This window comes from Streptomyces sp. NPDC005775 (assembly GCF_042871565.1).
In the GTDB taxonomy this organism is placed as follows: Bacteria; Actinomycetota; Actinomycetes; order Streptomycetales; family Streptomycetaceae; genus Streptomyces.
Genome location: NZ_JBIAIU010000013.1, coordinates 191901 through 207829, shown reverse-complemented (window position 1 = coordinate 207829; position 15929 = coordinate 191901). Strand labels below are relative to the sequence as shown.

Below are 15929 nucleotides of genomic sequence, written 5' to 3'. Positions count from 1 at the left end.
GCCCGGTACGCCGGTTCAGCGGGCGGGCGGTGCCACCGGGCCCGCCGCGTGCCGCCCGCCGACCAGTACCGAACGCAGCGCGCCCCTGTCCTGGAGCATCGTCATGTCGGCCGCCGGGTCGCGGTCCCACACCACCAGGTCGGCCAGGCGGCCCGCGGCCACCACCCCGGCGTCCGCGCCGCGCCCGGCCAGCTCGGCCCCGTGCGCACAGGCCCACTTGATGACCGTCTCCGGCGCGATCCCGGCCCGCTCCACGTACATCACCAGCTCGTCCGCGTAGGTCCCGTGCGGGGTCCAGGCGAAGCCGAAGTCGTCGCCCGGCACGATCTTCATGCCGCGGTCCTCGGCCAGCGGCAGGAAGCGCAGGGTGTTCTCGATCTCGTCCCGGAAGTCGAGCGACTCCAGGTAGTCGGGCGCCTTGCCGAACCGCTCCCCGAGAGCGAGCAGCCGGTCGGGCTGGAACAGGCTCGGCACCACGAACACGCCCCGCTCGGCGATCTCGTCGAGCGCCCGGTCGTCCGCGTACGTGGCGTGGTCGATGACGTCGACCCCGGCGGCCAGGGCGTTGCGGATGCCGGCCAGCCCCCGGGAGTGTGCCCGGACCCGGGCGCCGCGCCGGTGCGCGGTCTCCACGACCAGGGACAACTCCTCACGGGTGAAGAGGAGTTCCTCGGAGCGGGCGTTGGGGAACGTGTCGTCGCCGGACGAGAAGACCTTGATGATCTCCGCGCCCTCGTCGATCTCCTCCTCGGTGTACTTCACGAGGTCGCCCAGCACGTCGACGACCGGCATCAGCTCGCGCGGCATCCGCTCCTTGAGCTCGGGCGAGCGCCGTCCCGGCGGGCCCGACACCATCAGGTCGCGGCTGCACGGGGTGATGCGCGGGCCGGCGATGACCCCGGCCTCGATGGCGTTCTTCAGCGCCATGTCGATCCCGGCGACCGATCCGGCCCCGACGAACGCGGTGTATCCGCAGCTCAGCAGGTCCGCCGCGTGCCGGGCGGCATGCAGCGCGACCTCGGGCACCCGGTACTTGAACAGGGTCTCGCGCCCGGTGGTGACGTTCACGTACGCGATGTGGGTGTGGCCCAGTGTCATGCCGGGCATCACCGTCGCCCCGGCCAGGTCCCAGCGGACGAAGTCGCCCTCGGCGGGTGCCTCGGCGGCCGGCAGGACGGCCTCGACGCGGTCGCCGGTCACCAGGACCGAGCGGGCGGGCAGCGAGGCGCGGCCCAGCCCCTCCTGGACGGTGACGTCGTGCAGCAGCAGTCGGCGGTCAGTGGTCATGATCAACTCCCCAGGGGCTGACGGGTCGGCTCGGGCCGGGCGAGTACCGCGGGTCCGAAGACCATCCACACCATGGGGACGCCCGGCCGTGAGACCTGGAACTCCAGTCGGTGCGCGACGCGTCCGGGCTCGTTGGTGACGGCGGCGTCCGCGCGTCCCTCGGCGACCAGTTGGGCGGCGTGCATGGTGGACTCGGCGGGCACCCAGGCGATGTCGTAACCGCCCCGCCCGCCCTCGGCCCCGTCGAGCAGCTCCACCAGACGGCGGGTCTCGTGCAGGGTCGCCAGCCGCAGGACCCCCTCGCGCAGACCGGGTGACGGGGTCGCTATGCCGTACTCGGGCGTCGGCGAGGAGAAGGTGGCGTCCAGCCGCAGCCGGGGCGACCAGAAGAAGCGCGTCGCGCACTCGGCGGCGCCCGGCACCAGGGCGTACGCGGGTCCGCCGCGGCTGCCGACGGCGGCCAGCAGCTCCTCGAAGGAGTCGTACGGCACGGGCTCCACGACGGGGCCGCCCAGGTGGGCGAGCCGGTGCCCGAGACGGCCCAGGGCCACCATCGAGGTGGTGCCGTCCGGGCCGAGGGTGCCGACCCGCAGGGTGCCGGGTCGCAGCAGCGGCGAGTGGGGTATCCGGGCGGGCTCCCACAGGATGGGGAACGGCGTCGCGTCGGAGTCGGCGTCCGCGTCGGAGTCGCGGAAGCCCAGGCCGCGGAAGAGTGGCTCGGTCATGCGCGGTGCCCCCTGGCCCCGGCGAGCCGGCGGGCGGCGGCCGTCTCGTGGTCGACGGCGGTGCGCCGGTCGTGGATGCGCGCCGCCTTCCAGCTGACGAAGGCCCCGGTCGTGGTGACCGGGTCCAGCTCGTCCGGCAGCTCCACCCGGCAGCGCACCCCGAGGGCGTCGGCGACCCGTGCCGCGTGCGCGGCCTCCAGCCCCTGTACGGCCCCTTCGGGCAGGTCGAGGCGGACGGTGAGCAGGTCCTCGCCGTCCTCGGCCCGGTCGATGACGACCTGGTAGCCGTAGCTGTGGTCGATCCGCCGCAGGACGGCCTGCTCGATCTGCCAGGCCTGGTAGCTCCGGCCGCCGAGCACGATGCGGTCGCGGGTGCGGCCGACGACCCGGATGACGGGCCCCCGGATGCCGCAGCCGCACGTGTTGTCGGCGAGCTCGACCAGGTCGCCGGTGCGGTAGCGGATCAGCGGCTTGATGCCGTCGATCAGCATGGTGACGACCAGCTCCCCGGTGCCCCGGTCGCCGAGGGGTGCGCCGGTGTCCGGATCGACGAGCTCGGCGATGTAGTTGGGCCGGGCCAGGTGGAGCCGGCCGTGCGCGCAGGCCGAGGCGACGACCAGGGTCTCCTGCGAGCCGTAGAGCGCGTTGTAGGTGCGGGCGTTCCAGGCCTGGTCGATCTGGCGGGCCAGGTCGGGGGTGCACATCTCACCGGTGACCAGGAAGACCTTGACGGCGAAGTCGCGGCGCGGGTCGAGCCCCAGCTCACGGGCGGCCCGGGCGAGCGAGAGGGCCACGTTGGGGGTGCAGAACACCACGTCCAGGGCCAGGTCCCGCATGAGCTGCAGCGCCTTCGGGAAGCCGATGACGGGGGAGTACGGCCAGATCTTGGCGACGGCCGAGCCCACGTTGCGGGCCACGTCGCCGAGGGTGTCGCCGAGCGAGTGCACCTCGGTGGGGCCCATCACGCCGACGCGCGGGGCCCGGTCGCCGAAGACGTCCGCGAAGATGTTCCGCCAGCTCTCCGTCACATGGGCGTTGGAGGCGACGACCTCGCGCGGGTCACGGGGGCAGGGGGTGGCCGGCCCGGTCGTGCCGGTGGTCTCGTAGAAGAAGCACGCCTCGTCGAGATCACGGCTGAGGACGTCGGACATGGCCGTGCGCAGGTCGTCCTTCGTGGTGAAGGGCAGCGAGCTCACGTCGTCGAGGGTGAGCCGGGCGGCCGGCACACCGGCCAGGTGCCGGGCGTAGAAGGGCGAGCCGTCCTGCGCGAGCGCGACGACCTCACGCAGTTGAGACTGCGCCCATGTGCGCCACTCGGCGTCGCCCAGCTCACCCGCGGTGTACCGGTCGTGCAGGGACAGATAGCGCTCGATGAAGTCGCGGTGCTTCCCGGATGTGGGCAGCCACATGGATCCCCCAGGTGATTCGACGGGTGCGGTGGACGTCAGTGCCGTGCACCAGGTGGGTGCCTGGGTGCGCCCGTACGCGTCCGGGAAGCGGCTATCCGATACTGCGGGCCGCACCGACGCGCCCTCAATTCACCTTAGGAGACAGTCCGTTCGCTCTTGGTGGCAGTGGGACAGGGGCCCGGCCGGTCACGCGGCCGCTCTGGCCGCTGCCACGAACTCCCTGATCAGGCCGGTGTCCTTGACGCCGCGGGTGCGCTCGACGCCGCTGGAGACGTCCACGCCCCAGGGCCGCAGACCGGTGACCGCCCCGGCGACGTTGTCCGGAGACAGCCCACCCGCCAGAAGCCACGGGCCCGTGGGGGAGACGCCGAGCGCGGCCGGGTCCCAGCGCTCGCCGGAGCCGGGCCGGGGCGAGTCGATGATCAGCAGGTCCTCGCCGTACGCACCGGTCTCCAGCGGCGCCCCGCCGGCGGCCGGGGAGGTGGCCCGGATCAGCCGGAACCCGTCGGCGCGGATCGCGGCGAACGCCTCGGGCGGCTCCCCGCCGTGCAGCTGCACGGTGTCGACGCCCGCCTCGGCGGCGGCCCGGCGCACCTCGTCGAGGGGCTCGCCGCGGAACACGGCGACCGTGGCGGTCCCCTCCGGCACCAGGGCGGTCAGGGCGCGGACAGAGGCCGGGGTGACCTGGCGGGGGCTCGGCGTGAGCACGAAGCCGATCGCGTCGGCCCCCGCCTCGACGGCGGCCGCCACGTCCTCGGGGCGGCTCAGGCCGCACACCTTGATGTACATGTCTTCTCCTGGATCCGGAACGGGAATGTCCATGCTGTCAGGGCCGGCCGCTACGACCGGACGGCGGTGCGCGAGCACAGGAAGGCCAGCGCCGCCGCGGTCAGCCCGCCCGCCGTCAGGGCCAGCGCGGTCCGCGGACCGGCCGCCGACGCGAGCAGCCCGCCGAGCAGCCCGCCCACCGGGATCACCGCCCAGGTCAGGAACCGGAAGGTGGCGCTGACCCGGCCGATGAGCTCGGGGGGCACGGTCGCCTGGCGCAGCGTGATCGAGTGGATGTTGAAGATCGCGATGCCGAAGCCGTTGAGGACGTACCCGGCTCCGAGGAGCGCGTAGCCGAGTCCGCTGCCGGAGCCGGGCGCGAGCGGCAGGAGCAGCGTCGCGGAGGAGGCCACCACCATGCCGAACACCATGGCGCGGCCCACCCCGAGCCGCTCCCCGAGCCGGCCCGCCGACAGCGCGCCGCCGAACGCGCCGATGCTGCCGACCGCGATGATCAGGCCGAGCCCGGCCGGGCCGAGATGCAGGACCCGGATGCCGTAGAGCGGGAAGACGACCAGGACGACGTCCCAGAGCAGGTTGTACAGCGACGCGTGCAGCATGATCACGCGCAGCAGCCGGCTGTTCAGCGTCATGCGCAGCCCCGCCGCGATGTCCTTGCGCACGGAGGACCGGCCCCCCGCCGGGCGGACCGGCCGCGTCTCCGGGGTGCGGATGCGCAGCAGCATGGCGGCCGCGAAGAGGTAGCCCAGGCAGTCGACCAGGATGGCCACGGGCGCGGTGAGCGCCTGGATCAGCGTCCCGCCCAGGCCCTGCCCGGCGGTCTCCGCGACCGAACGGCTGGCCTGGAGCTTGCTGTTGCCCTCCACCAACTGCTCCTTGGCGACCAGCGAGGGCACGTACGCCTGGTAGGCCACGTCGAACAGGGCGGTGAGCACCCCCGTCGCGAACGCCACGGCACACAGGGCCCAGACGCCGAGCCCGCCCAGCCAGGCGAGCAGCGGTACGGCGGTGAGGATCGCGGCCCGCCCGAGGTTGGCGGTGATCATCAGCGGGCGGCGGCGCACCCGGTCGGCCAGCACCCCGGCGAACAGGGTGACGCACAGCACCGGCAGGTACTGGGCGCTGTTGAGCAGCCCCAGCTGGGCGGGGCTCGCGTCGAGCAGCACGATCGCGGTGACCGGCAGCGCGAGTTCGGTGACCCGGGAGCCGAGCAGGGAGACCGTCTGACCGGCCCAGAGCCGGCGGAAGTCCCGGTGGTGCCACAGCCCGCGGGGCGGCTCCGGGGCCGGCGACCCGGCCCGGTCGAGGAGCTCAGCCGACGACATCGGCTGCCTCCCGGATGGCGTCAGGCTTTCCGGCGTCGGCGGGCTGCTCGCCCTGCGGGTGGTCGTGGGACTTTCCGGCGTCGCAGGGCTGCTCGCCCTGCGGGTGCCAGTCGAGCCGGTAGGCGGCGAGCGTCTGCCGGATCGCCGCTTCGACGTCCGCCGAACGGGCGGCCCGGTAGCGGAACGTGCCGGCGGTGTGTACGGCGCCGCCGTTCCCGCTGAGCACCGTCCCGGGCGGCGGCAGCGTCTCGGAGCAGAGCGCGGGCACCCGGCCCACCAGCGAGGTCACCGCGTCCACGACGGCCGGGCGCACGGGCGGCTCGGGCATCATCAGATACCCGGCGACCGGACCGTCCAGGTCCATCGGCTCGATCGTCAGGTCCTCGCCGAGCTGCACCCGTGCGGACGCGGCGACCAGGTCGACCCCGTACACCTCCTCCCAGATGACCCGGACCTGACCGCCCCCGGCCCGCGCCCCGATCTCCAGGAACACCAGGTCGTCGTCGCCGTCGTCCTCGCCCTCGCGGAAGACCTCCAGGTGGAAGACGTCATCGGTCAGGGAGAGGGCGGCGCACACGCGCTCGGCGAAGCCCGTGACCCGCTTCTCGAAGTCCCGGTCGTCGTTGGCGACCGAGCTGAAGGCCGTGCCGGTGGCGAAGTCGAGGCAGCTGCCGCCGCAGCGCCAGGCGCGCGAGGTGAGCAGCTCGCCGCCCCGGACCACCCCGTCGATCTGGTAGAGCGCCCCGTCGATGAACTCCTCGCACTGGGCGTCGGCGAGGTCCGCGCCGTCCAGCAGGGTGTCCAGCTGCCCCTGGGAGCGCACCACGTGCACGCCCTGGCTGTCGGCGCCCGCACGCGGCTTGAGTACGAACGGGTAGCCGTGCAGGGCGGCGAACTCCCGTACCCCGTCGCCCGTCGGTGTCTCCCGGTAGGCGGGCACCCGCAGCCCGGCCGCCGCGACCAGGCCCTTCATCACGACCTTGTCCCGCACGGCGGCGACCTCCCGGGGGCCGCGCCCCGGGATGCCGAAGTGCCGGCGGATCTCGCCCGCGGGCTCCAGGTCGAACTCGGACAGCGCGAGGACGTGCGTGAACGGTCCGTACAGCTCGACGAGTTGTGCGGTCTGCGCGAGGACCTCGCCGGTGTCGGAGAGATCGGACAGCACCCGGATGTCCTCCGCCAGCTCCTCGTCGAGCGGCGGACGGCCCGCCGCGGTGGTCAGGTAGGCGACGCGGTCGACGGTGTGGTCGATGTAACGGTGGTACTCGGCGAAGGAGTTGGTCCAGCGGTTGATGATGAGGACATGGCGGTTCATCGGGTCTCCGGATGGTTCGTGGACGGCCTTGCGGATGGCTCAGCTGAAGGTCACGGCACGCTCGGCCCGTCGCAGCACCCTCGCCGTCTCCCGGTACGTGGCGCCCGCGGCGAGCACGTAACCGAGTCGGCCCGCCGAGCTGCCGGGGTCCGGGAGGGTGCTGCCCGGCGGCAGGAGGACGCCTATCTCGCGCACCCGCGGATCGGACTCGATCACCGGGTCGACGCGGAACTCGCGGTAGGTGTCGAGACCGGGCCGCAGGAAGTAGCGGATGCCGGCCCGGGGGCCGGTCCGGGGCCTGGCCGGTTCGGGGTTGGGCAGGCCCAGGTAGCAGCGCAGCATGATCTCGTACAGATCGTGGCCGCACGCCAGGCGCAGCAGGTCGGGGATGCGGTCGCCGGGCAGCCGGGCCGCGACCTCCATCAGCAGCGGGCCGCGCGAGGACATCCGCAGCTCGGCGTGGAACGGGCCGATGCCCAGCGCGACGGCGTCCAGGACGCGGGCGATGTACGTCCTGATCGCGTGGGCCGAAGGCGTCTTCAGCTGGGCCGGCACGATGTGCCCGACCTCGACGAAGTGCGGTTCGGCCCCGAGGATCTTCTCGGTGATGCCGAGGACGTGCACCTGACCGTCCTCGACGTACCCCTCGACGCTGTACTCCGGGCCCTCGACGTACTCCTCGACCAGCACCAGCCCGAGACCGCCGCGCGATCCGTCGGCCCGGCCGGAGCGCAGCGCCCTGCGGAACGCGACCACGGCCTCCACCTCGGAGCCGGCCCTGCGGACGTCGAGGCTCCCCGACTGGTCGACCGGCTTGACCACGCACACCGGTCCGAGCTCCGCGTACGCGGCGGCGGCCGAACGCGCCGTCGAGACGATCCGGTACCCGGGCTGGTCGAGCCCCGCCGCGTCCAGCGCCCGGCGCATCCGGTGCTTGTGGCGCAGCGGCTCCACGCCCGCCGGGTCGATGCCGGGCAGGCCGAGCGCGGCGGCGGCGTCGGCGGCGAGCGAGACGAAGTGCTCGAAGCCGGGCAGGACGGCGTCCAGCGGGGTCTCGGCGTGCAGCGCGCGGACGAGGTCGAGGACGGCCTCCCGGTCCGAGGTGTCGGCGGTGATCACCCGGTCGGCCTTCGCCGGGGTGGTGCCGGGCCCGGTGCGGGCGCTGAGGACGAGGGCGGTGTGCCCGAGTTCGTGGGCCCGGGTCACCAGCTCCAGCCCGGAGGAGCGGGGCTCGATGATCAGAACGGTGCTCATGCTGCTTCCTGCGGGGCCGGGGTGCCGGAGTCCGCGAACGCGGCGGCACGGGCGGTGTCGAGGAGTTCCATGGACTCCAGGTGCAGGGCGAGGTCGCTGCGCGGCGCCGGGGACTCGCCGCGGAAGTGGGCGTACGCCTGCTCGATGAACCGGGTCAGCGGGGCGTCCTGGACGACCCTGCGGACCGGGCGCCCGGCGATGCGGACCTGGCCGAAGTCGTCGTCGCCGGAGACGGGGTAGTCCGCCACGAGCGTGCCCTCGGTGCCGTGGATGTGCAGGCGGCGGCGGCGTACCGGCGAGGCCAGATCGGTGTAGAGGGTGGTCCGTACGCCGGAGGTGTGCCGCAGCGTGACCTCGGCGCCGCCCAGGCGGGCGAGCCGGCCGGACGGCAGGGGCAGGTCCCAGCCGCGTGAGCCGGTCACCTCCGCGACGGGCCCGGCGAGGTGCAGGGCGAGCAGCAGCTGGTGCGGCAGCTCCACCTCGAAGGCGCTGCCGTGGCCATGGGTCTGCAGCGAACGGCGGAAGCGGGGCTTGCTCTGCTCCATGTGGTACGAGACCGGCTCTCCGATCGTCCCCGAGGCGACGAGCTCCTCGGCGGCCTCGGTGACCCTGCTGGCCGGCCAGACGCTCATCGGCAGCACCACGGCGCCGGTGGCCTCCGTGAGGTCCACCAGGTGGGCGGCCTCCTGCACGGTGTGGGCGATCGGTTTCTCCAGGATGAAGCGCTGGGCCCCGACGCGCAGGAGCTGCTCCAGGCAGTCCCGGTGTGCGTCGGGCGGCACCGCCACGTGGAAGACGGCGTCGGCCACCCGGTGCCCGGCCGCCCAGAGCGCCGTCACGGCGCCGCGGACATCGGGTACCCACTCCCCTCCCGTCACCTCGGCGGGGCGTGGATCGACGGCGATCACCGTCGACGCGCCGCCGGTGATGTCCCGCAGTGCGCGATGGTGCAGATCGCGGCCCGCGTGCCCGTATCCGACGATGACGGAAGGTGAATTGCCTTTCTTCCTCATCTGATTACCGCCCTTCGCTGTCGTAGTGAAAGGAGCTTCGCAGCGGGCCGGGAGGGGCTGCCAGGCCAATTCCCCGGACCCCTGGCGGACCACTTGGAAGGTGCTGTGCCGGCCTTTGGTGCCTCGAAAGGAACATGACCGGCCGCCGAGGTGGTATCGGTCGGAGCCCTTTGTCAACAAGGTGGGTGGATAGGCTCGTTCGAGGTATTCGGAATTGCGGCACCCATTCAATTCACCTGAAGAAGGAGTCAATTGATGAGCCTCGAAGGCCGGGCCGCCCTGGTCACCGGTGGTTCCCGCGGCATCGGACGGGCCATCGCGCTCCGTCTCGCGGCCGACGGTGCCGCGGTCGCCGTGAACTACCGCTCCCGCAAGGACGAGGCCGAGCGGACGGTCGAGGAGATCACCGCCCTCGGAGGGCGGGCGATCGCCCTGCAGGCCGACGTGTCGGACCCGGACGCTGCCCAGCAGCTGGTGGACGAGGCCATGGCCGGCCTCGGCGGACTGCACATCCTGGTGAACAACGCCGGAGTGGCGCAGGACGGGCTCATATTCGACCAGGCGCCCGAGGACTGGTGGGAGGTGCTCAAGGTCAACGTCGGAGGCGTCTACCACTGCACCCGGGCCGTCGCCGGGCACTTCATGTCCCAGCGTGACGGCAACGTCATCAACATCTCCTCGGTCATGGGCGAGGGCGGCTGGGTCGGGCAGTCCAACTACTCCGCGTCCAAGGGGGCCGTCAACGCCTTCACCCGGGCCGCCGCCGTCGAGCTGGCCCGCTTCGAGGTCCGGGTCAACGCGGTCCTCGCCGGTTTCACCACCACCGACCTGATCGGCGGGCTGCTGGAGAAGGACGGCGGCCGGACGATCAAACGGCAGCTGCCGCTGCGGGAGTTCGCCACACCCGAGCAGGTGGCCGGCGCGGTGTCCTTCCTGGCCGGTGAGGACTCCACGTACATCACCGGGGAACTGCTGCGCGTGGACGGCGGCTGGGCGGGTCAGCTGGGCCTCGGCCGGCCCAAGTAGGCCCGCGGGCCCCGTACGCGGCGGCCGGCACGGGAACGGAGGAAGCCCCGGGGAGCATCTCCCCGGGGCTTCCTCCGTTCCTCGCATCAGCCGATCCGGGCCAGACCCCGGGCATCGCGGCGGCCGGAGCCGCGGGAGACGGCCAGGGGGTCCCAGCCCTCCGCCCGCTCCGGCAGCAGGTCCGGGTCGCCCAGGAGCGCGCCCCGGTGGACCTCCGCCATGAGGCCGCGGCCCAGGATCTGCCCGGCCAGGGCCATGCCACCGGCCGCGGAGCCGGTGATCCCGGTGCCGTGACGGGTGTTGGTCCCCACCATGTGGAGCCCCTCGATGCTGGTGCGGGTGTCGGGGCGGCTGCCCGTGCCACCCCACTCGGCCAGGCCGTACGGTGTCCCGCCGGTGGCGAGCGTGTAGCGCTCGTGGGTGATGGGCGTCGCCGTCTCCAGGTGCACGATGTGCTCGCGGAACGGGCCGAGCGCCTCCTCCGCCGTGCTCAGCATCGCCTCGGTCAGCTCGGCCTTGCGCCGCTGGTAGCCCTCGTTGCGCCGGTAGCGCTCACCGGCCGCCGGCCCGCTGTTCACCCCCCAGTACTCGTATCCGGGCGGACACAGCGTCATCACCTGGAAGTTGCTGTGCCCCGGCGGACAGACCGCCGCGGTGCCCGGGTCCTTCAGCGAGGCGAACGAGGCGAACAGGAAGGGCACCGGGCTGATGTTCTCCTTCGCCACCTGCTCGTAGTAGCTCTCGATGTCGTCGTCCCGGTACCACCACAGGTTCGCGTTCGGGCGGGCCGGCAGCTCCTTGTCCGTCGCGATGTAGAGCGTGGCCAACGGCAGCGCCATCTTCGCCTGCCGGGTCCGCGACACCACCCGGCGGCCGAAGTGCTCCTCTCCCACCAGGTCGAACACGGTGCGGGAGTAGTCGGCGTTCGACACCACCAGGGGAGCGCTGTGGACGTCGCCGTCCGTCATCCCCACCCCGGTGACCTTGCCGCCCTCGACGAGGATGCGCTCCACCCGGCGTTTGGTCCGCAGCTCACCGCCGTGTGCCTCCAGCGCCTCGACCAGCGCCGCGGCGAGCACCTGGCCACCGCCCTCGGGGTAGTACGCGCCCCGCAGGTAGTGGTCGGTGACCGCCGCGTGGGTGGAGACGGTGGCCTGGCGCGGCCCCATCCCGTAGTTGGGCGACTGGGCGGCGAGCACGGTACGGGCCCTCGGTGTCAGCCCGCAGTGGTCGAAGAGCTCGGCGAGGGTGCGCCGGCCCCACTCGGCGGTGACCGGCGTACGCGCCAGCAGCTCGGCCAGCGACGGCTCACCGTCCGACAGCATCATCGAACGGGTCTCCGCGGCGACGGCCGCGCAGATCCGGGTGAACCGTTCGATGCCGGCGCTCTGGGCCGGCAGCGCCGCCGTCAGCCGCTTCGTGTACGCCTCCCAGCCCACGGGCACGTCCACCGTGAGCCCCGGCAGGACGATCCGGTCGAAGCCGTCCCGGTCCATCTCCCGGTACGCCACCCGCCCGTCGAGCCCCAGACCGGAGAAGATCGCCGGCAGCAGCCCGCCCGGACCGCAGTCGCCCAGGTAGTGGACGCCCACGTCGAACTCGTAGGCCCGGCGGCGCCGGAAGACATGACTGTTCCCCCCGGCCACGTCGTGCTGTTCCAGTACGAGGACGCGGCGGCCGCTCACGGCCAGGTACGCCGCGCACACCAGGCCGCCCATACCGCTTCCGACGACGATGGCGTCCCACTCATCCCGCTTCACCATGCGGCTCAACCGTCCTGTTCCTGTAGGCGGGACTGCGTTCCCTGCGTTCTCTTCCGGCGGGCTCAGACCCGCTCGCGTACGACCAGCGCACCGGCGTTGCCGTCGTGCCCGACCGAGGTGATCAGACCGATCCGGGGGCCGCCGCTGCCCGGTGAGCCCTGCCAGCGGGCGAGGAGCGCCGCGAGCTGCATCGCGCCGCCCGCGCTGTACGTCTCACCCAGCACCTCGGTGACGCGCACCTGCTCCGGCATCCGGCCGAGGGCGAGCCGTACGGCACGCTCCTCCACCCGGTCCAGCCCGATGTGGTCACCGGCGCCCAGGGACACGTCGGCCACGTCCTCGGCCGCGACCCCGCTGCGCTCCAGGGCCCGGGTGATGGCGGTGGCCAGGCCGTCCGTCAGGCCGCGGCGGGCACCGGGCCGCCCGCTGACCCCGGTCCAGCCGAAGAACCCGACCTCGCAGGCCAGCAGCTCAGCGAGCACCGGCTCCCCGGCGGTCTCCTCGGCCCGGACGACGAAGACGGCGCTGCCCTCGCCGACCGGCGCGGCCTCCCGCAGCGTCCCGGCGTGGTGCCACGCCCAGGCCGCCGGGGCGCTGAGCTCCTCCGCGCCGCCGACGAGCAGTTCCTCGGCGCGCCCCGCCGCCATGGCGAGCCTCGCGTGGCGGAAGGCGTAGAGGCTGGCGCTGCGGCCGCCGGCGACCGTGGCGTTCAGGCCCTTCAGCCCGTGCCGGATGGCCATCTGCCCGGCGCTGCAGTTCATGACGCTGCCCGCGAACTTGCCCGGGTTGATCAGGTAGGGCTTGTCCAGGGTGAGCGTCTCGTACAGCAGGTCGGAGTAGCCCTGGATGCTGCCGGTGTTGGTGGCCAGCACCACGCCGGTCCTGGCCGGTTCCGTACCGGCCGCGGCCGGGCCCGCCGCTTCGAGCGCCTGCTTGCAGGCGACCAGGCTCAGGCCGGCGAGCCGGTCCAGGTTCTTGGTGCCCTTGCGCCCCAGGTGGTCGGCGGCCTTGAAGCCGGGGACGGGCCGGACCGGACGCGGCGGGTACGCCGCGTCCGCATCTGCGGCGGGCCCCGGCGCGGAGACCCCCTCCAGCGCTCCGGCCAGGGGCGCCAGCCCGTAGCCCGCGCTGGAGACCACTCCGACGCCGACGACCGGCAGGGGCTGCACGGGCGGGGCCGTGGTCACAGGTACCTCCCGAGGATGGTGATGACGTTGTTGCCGCCGAAGGCGAAGCCGTGGTTCTGGACGATCTCCACCCGGGCGTCCCTGCCCCGGCCCGGGACACAGTCCACGCCGGGCCCGAGCTCCGGGTCGGTCTCGACCAGGTTCGCGGTGGGCGGCAGGAACCCCTGCTCCAGGGCGGTGCAGCAGGCGATCGCGCCGAAGCCGCTGGCCGCGCCCATGGTGTGGCCGAGCATCGACTTGATCGAGCTGATCGGCGGCAGCCGGTCCCCGAAGACCTGGCGGACCGCCCGGACCTCGGTCGCGTCGTTGGTCGGTGTCCCGGTGCCGTGGGCGCAGATGTAGTCGATCTGGTCGGGGACGACGCCCGCGTTGCGGTGCGCCGCCTTGATGCAGTCCGCGATGCTGGTGGCGTCCGGGTGCACCATGTGGGAGGCGTCGCAGTTCGCCGCGTACCCGAGCACCTCGGCGTAGATGCGGGCGCCGCGGGCCAGTGCGTGCTCCAGCGGTTCGAGCAGCAGCGCGGCCCCGCCCTCGCCGGTGATGATGCCCGAACGGTTGGCGTCGAACGGCTGCGGCAGGTCCTCGGCCATGGCGCCCAGGGCGTAGAACCCGGCATGGGTCAGCCGGTTCACCGAGTCGGCGCCACCGGCCAGCATGAAGTCGGCCTCGCCCAGGCGCACCATGTCGAAGGCGTACCCCAGCGCGTAGTTGCTGGCCGAGCAGGCGGTCGGGATGGTCTGCGCGTCGCCGGTCAGGCCGAGTTCGGCGTTGACGGCGCCCGCGATCTGGCCGGCCGGCAACTGCCCGACCAGGCGCGGCTCCAGACCCTTCAGGCCCTGGTCGACCCACTGGCCGCCCAGGCTCTGGGCCACCGCGGACTCACCGCTGGTGGTGCCCATGATCGAGCCGGACCGGCCGGCGGAGAGCAGTCCGGGGTCGATGCCGGAGTCCTCGACCGCCAGCCGGGAGGCGGCGGCGGCCAGGAGCGCGCTGCGGCCCCAGCGGTCCGGTTCGAGGTGGTGCAGGAGGGTGGCCGGGTCGAAGTCGTCGACCTCGGCTGCCTTGCGGCTGGGGAAGGGGGTGGCGTCGAAGCTGCGGGCCGGCCCGATGCCGACCCGGCCCGCCCGGAGGGAATCGGCGAAGTCCCGCACGCCGATTCCGACCGGGCTGACCGCTCCGAGCCCCGTGATGACGACTCGGCGCAAGGTCGACTCAGGCATTACGCGCGCATCCCTCGACGGCGAGCAGCAGCGCACGGAGCGTGGTCAGGGACTCCAGCTCCTCCTTGGGCAGGACGAAGCCGAGCTCCTTCTCTATTCGGGAGACCACGGTTATCAGCGTGAGCGAGTCGCTGTCGTAGTCGTCGATGAACAGGCCGTCGTCGGTCAGCTCACCGTCTTCCAGTTCCAGTTCCTCGTTGACGATGTCCATGACGCGGATCCGCAGCTCGGCATCCAGTTCAACGGTCTGCACGGTCATGATGGGTCCTTTCGTAAGGAGAGAACATGAAGGGGTTTCGCGACAGGTCGCGGGAAACGGGCCGGACGGATCAGACGGCGGCCGGGGTCGGCGGCTTGAGGGTTATGGCGTCGATCTGCGTCAGCAGCAGCAGGTCCTGGCGGAAACCCCAGTGCTCGACGACCTTGCCGTCCTCGATCCGGTAGATGTGGCTCTGCTCGACGTCCACGTCGCGCCCGGTCGGCGCTATGCCCAGGAAGTCGCCGGTGTGCTTGCCGGTGAAGCGCAGCCGCAGGACGGCGCGGTCACCCTCGGAGAAGCTGTCCAGGTGCTCCCACTTGGCGCCCTCGAACGCGCTGTGGACCCAGCGCGCGGTGCCGAGGTAGCCGTACGGGCCGTTCGGGACGCCGGCCTGCGCCTCGTGGTCGACGAAGCCGTCCGCGACGTACTTCAGCGCGGCCTCCTCGCTCAGGTCGTTGAAGATCAGGCCCATGTTGATGGAGAGGTCGAGTGCTTCGGTGCTCATCTGTTTGCTCCTCAAGGGTGGGGAGGGAACCCGGGGAGAGACCCCGGAAATCTGTGGAGCGCGGGCCCGGAGGGTCCGGCTCAGTGCCCGGCGCCCAGACCGCCGGTGACCGGAATGACCCCGGCGGTCACGTACGAGGCGTCCTCGCCGGCGAGGAAGCGCACGGCCGCGGCCACCTCCTCGGGGGTACCGGTGCGGGCCAGCGCGGTCCTGGCCAGGGCGGCCTGGCGGCGCGCGTCGGTGACGTGCTCGACCATGTCGGTCTCGATCATTCCGGGAGCCACCACGTTGACGGTGACGTTGCGCCGGCCCAGCTCGATGGCGAGCGACCGTGCGAACCCGATCAACGCCGCCTTGGCGGACGCGTAGTTGGTCTGCCCCGGTGCGCCGGACATGCTGTTGATGGACGACATGTAGATCAGCCGGCCCCAACGCGCCTTGATCATCGCCGGGACGACCTCGCGGGTGACGGTGACGGCGGCCTGGAAGTTGGTCTCCATCACGGCCCGGAAGTCCTCCTCCGGCATCCCGATCAGCAACTGGTCCCGGGTGATGCCCGCGTTGGAGACCAGGACCTCGACGGCCCCCTGCTGGATCGACACCTCCTCCACCGCGGCCCTGACCTGCTCGGGGTCGGTCACGTCGCACCGTACGGCGAAGAAGCCGGGCGGGGGCTCGCTGCTGTGGTGGGTGATGGCGACCTTGTGGCCCTCGGCCGCCAGGGCCCGCGCGGTGGCGAGCCCGATGCCCCGGTTTCCGCCGGTGACGAGTACGGAGCGGCTCATATGCACTTCCTCCTGATCGGGCGCCGCGCACCGTGCGGCCGGATCGCGGTCGGGGTCGGGGAAGGGC

15 protein-coding genes are annotated in these 15929 nt (G+C 72.8%); 1 reads left to right on the top strand and 14 read right to left on the bottom strand.

Annotation, left to right across the window (positions count from 1 at the left end):
- Positions 1 to 15: 15 nt before the first annotated feature.
- The 8 genes from ACFYPA_RS28065 to ACFYPA_RS28030 all read right to left on the bottom strand — a co-directional run bounded on the left by ACFYPA_RS28065 (position 16) and on the right by ACFYPA_RS28030 (position 9117).
- Positions 16 to 1287, bottom strand: coding sequence for an amidohydrolase family protein (locus ACFYPA_RS28065; protein ID WP_389134876.1), 1272 nt, complete (start codon positions 1285 to 1287; stop codon positions 16 to 18).
- A gap of 2 nt (positions 1288 to 1289) precedes the next feature.
- Positions 1290 to 2012, bottom strand: a complete 723-nt coding sequence (locus ACFYPA_RS28060; RefSeq protein ID WP_359086068.1) for a hypothetical protein — start codon at positions 2010 to 2012, stop codon at positions 1290 to 1292.
- Positions 2009 to 3421, bottom strand: a complete 1413-nt coding sequence (locus ACFYPA_RS28055) for an AMP-binding protein (RefSeq protein ID WP_359086070.1) — start codon at positions 3419 to 3421, stop codon at positions 2009 to 2011. Before ACFYPA_RS28055 ends, ACFYPA_RS28060 begins: the two co-directional genes overlap by 4 nt.
- 186 nt (positions 3422 to 3607) lie before the next feature.
- Positions 3608 to 4210 carry a phosphoribosylanthranilate isomerase gene (locus ACFYPA_RS28050; protein ID WP_359086071.1) on the bottom strand — a complete coding sequence of 201 codons (603 nt, stop codon included), beginning with the start codon at positions 4208 to 4210 and terminating at the stop codon, positions 3608 to 3610.
- Between the two features lie 50 nt (positions 4211 to 4260).
- On the bottom strand, positions 4261 to 5535 hold the full coding sequence (locus tag ACFYPA_RS28045; RefSeq protein WP_359086073.1) for an MFS transporter: 1275 nt from the start codon (positions 5533 to 5535) through the stop codon (positions 4261 to 4263).
- The gene (locus tag ACFYPA_RS28040) at positions 5522 to 6850 is read right to left on the bottom strand and encodes a hypothetical protein (protein WP_359086075.1); all 1329 of its coding nucleotides are present in this window, start codon (positions 6848 to 6850) and stop codon (positions 5522 to 5524) included. The genes ACFYPA_RS28045 and ACFYPA_RS28040 overlap by 14 nt, the downstream gene beginning before the upstream one ends.
- Before the next feature lie 39 nt (positions 6851 to 6889).
- Positions 6890 to 8104: an ATP-grasp domain-containing protein gene (locus ACFYPA_RS28035; RefSeq protein WP_359086076.1), complete on the bottom strand. Its 1215-nt coding sequence runs from the start codon at positions 8102 to 8104 to the stop codon at positions 6890 to 6892.
- Positions 8101 to 9117 (bottom strand): Gfo/Idh/MocA family oxidoreductase, encoded by a 1017-nt coding sequence (locus tag ACFYPA_RS28030; protein WP_359086078.1) that lies wholly within the window; start codon positions 9115 to 9117, stop codon positions 8101 to 8103. The genes ACFYPA_RS28035 and ACFYPA_RS28030 overlap by 4 nt, the downstream gene beginning before the upstream one ends.
- Before the next feature lie 255 nt (positions 9118 to 9372).
- Between ACFYPA_RS28030 and ACFYPA_RS28025 the strand changes: the two genes are divergently transcribed.
- Complete coding sequence (locus ACFYPA_RS28025) at positions 9373 to 10143, top strand: 3-oxoacyl-ACP reductase family protein (RefSeq protein ID WP_359086080.1); 771 nt, start codon at positions 9373 to 9375, stop codon at positions 10141 to 10143.
- An 86-nt stretch (positions 10144 to 10229) separates the two neighbouring features.
- Here the strand turns inward: ACFYPA_RS28025 and ACFYPA_RS28020 are convergent, their stop codons facing one another.
- From ACFYPA_RS28020 to fabG, 6 genes are all read right to left on the bottom strand, one after another.
- Complete coding sequence (locus tag ACFYPA_RS28020) at positions 10230 to 11906, bottom strand: NAD(P)/FAD-dependent oxidoreductase (RefSeq protein WP_359320112.1); 1677 nt, start codon at positions 11904 to 11906, stop codon at positions 10230 to 10232.
- Between the two features lie 62 nt (positions 11907 to 11968).
- On the bottom strand, positions 11969 to 13093 hold the full coding sequence (locus ACFYPA_RS28015; RefSeq protein WP_389134871.1) for a beta-ketoacyl synthase N-terminal-like domain-containing protein: 1125 nt from the start codon (positions 13091 to 13093) through the stop codon (positions 11969 to 11971).
- Positions 13090 to 14313 carry a beta-ketoacyl-[acyl-carrier-protein] synthase family protein gene (locus ACFYPA_RS28010; protein ID WP_359320114.1) on the bottom strand — a complete coding sequence of 408 codons (1224 nt, stop codon included), beginning with the start codon at positions 14311 to 14313 and terminating at the stop codon, positions 13090 to 13092. The genes ACFYPA_RS28015 and ACFYPA_RS28010 overlap by 4 nt, the downstream gene beginning before the upstream one ends.
- Positions 14306 to 14572 (bottom strand): acyl carrier protein, encoded by a 267-nt coding sequence (locus ACFYPA_RS28005; RefSeq protein ID WP_359086088.1) that lies wholly within the window; start codon positions 14570 to 14572, stop codon positions 14306 to 14308. The genes ACFYPA_RS28010 and ACFYPA_RS28005 overlap by 8 nt, the downstream gene beginning before the upstream one ends.
- A 70-nt stretch (positions 14573 to 14642) precedes the next feature.
- A complete protein-coding gene (locus ACFYPA_RS28000; RefSeq protein WP_359086090.1) occupies positions 14643 to 15077 on the bottom strand; it encodes an ester cyclase in 435 nt (144 codons plus the stop codon).
- 80 nt (positions 15078 to 15157) lie between these two features.
- The gene (gene fabG / locus ACFYPA_RS27995) at positions 15158 to 15862 is read right to left on the bottom strand and encodes a 3-oxoacyl-ACP reductase FabG (protein ID WP_359320116.1); all 705 of its coding nucleotides are present in this window, start codon (positions 15860 to 15862) and stop codon (positions 15158 to 15160) included.
- Positions 15863 to 15929: the final 67 nt, after the last annotated feature.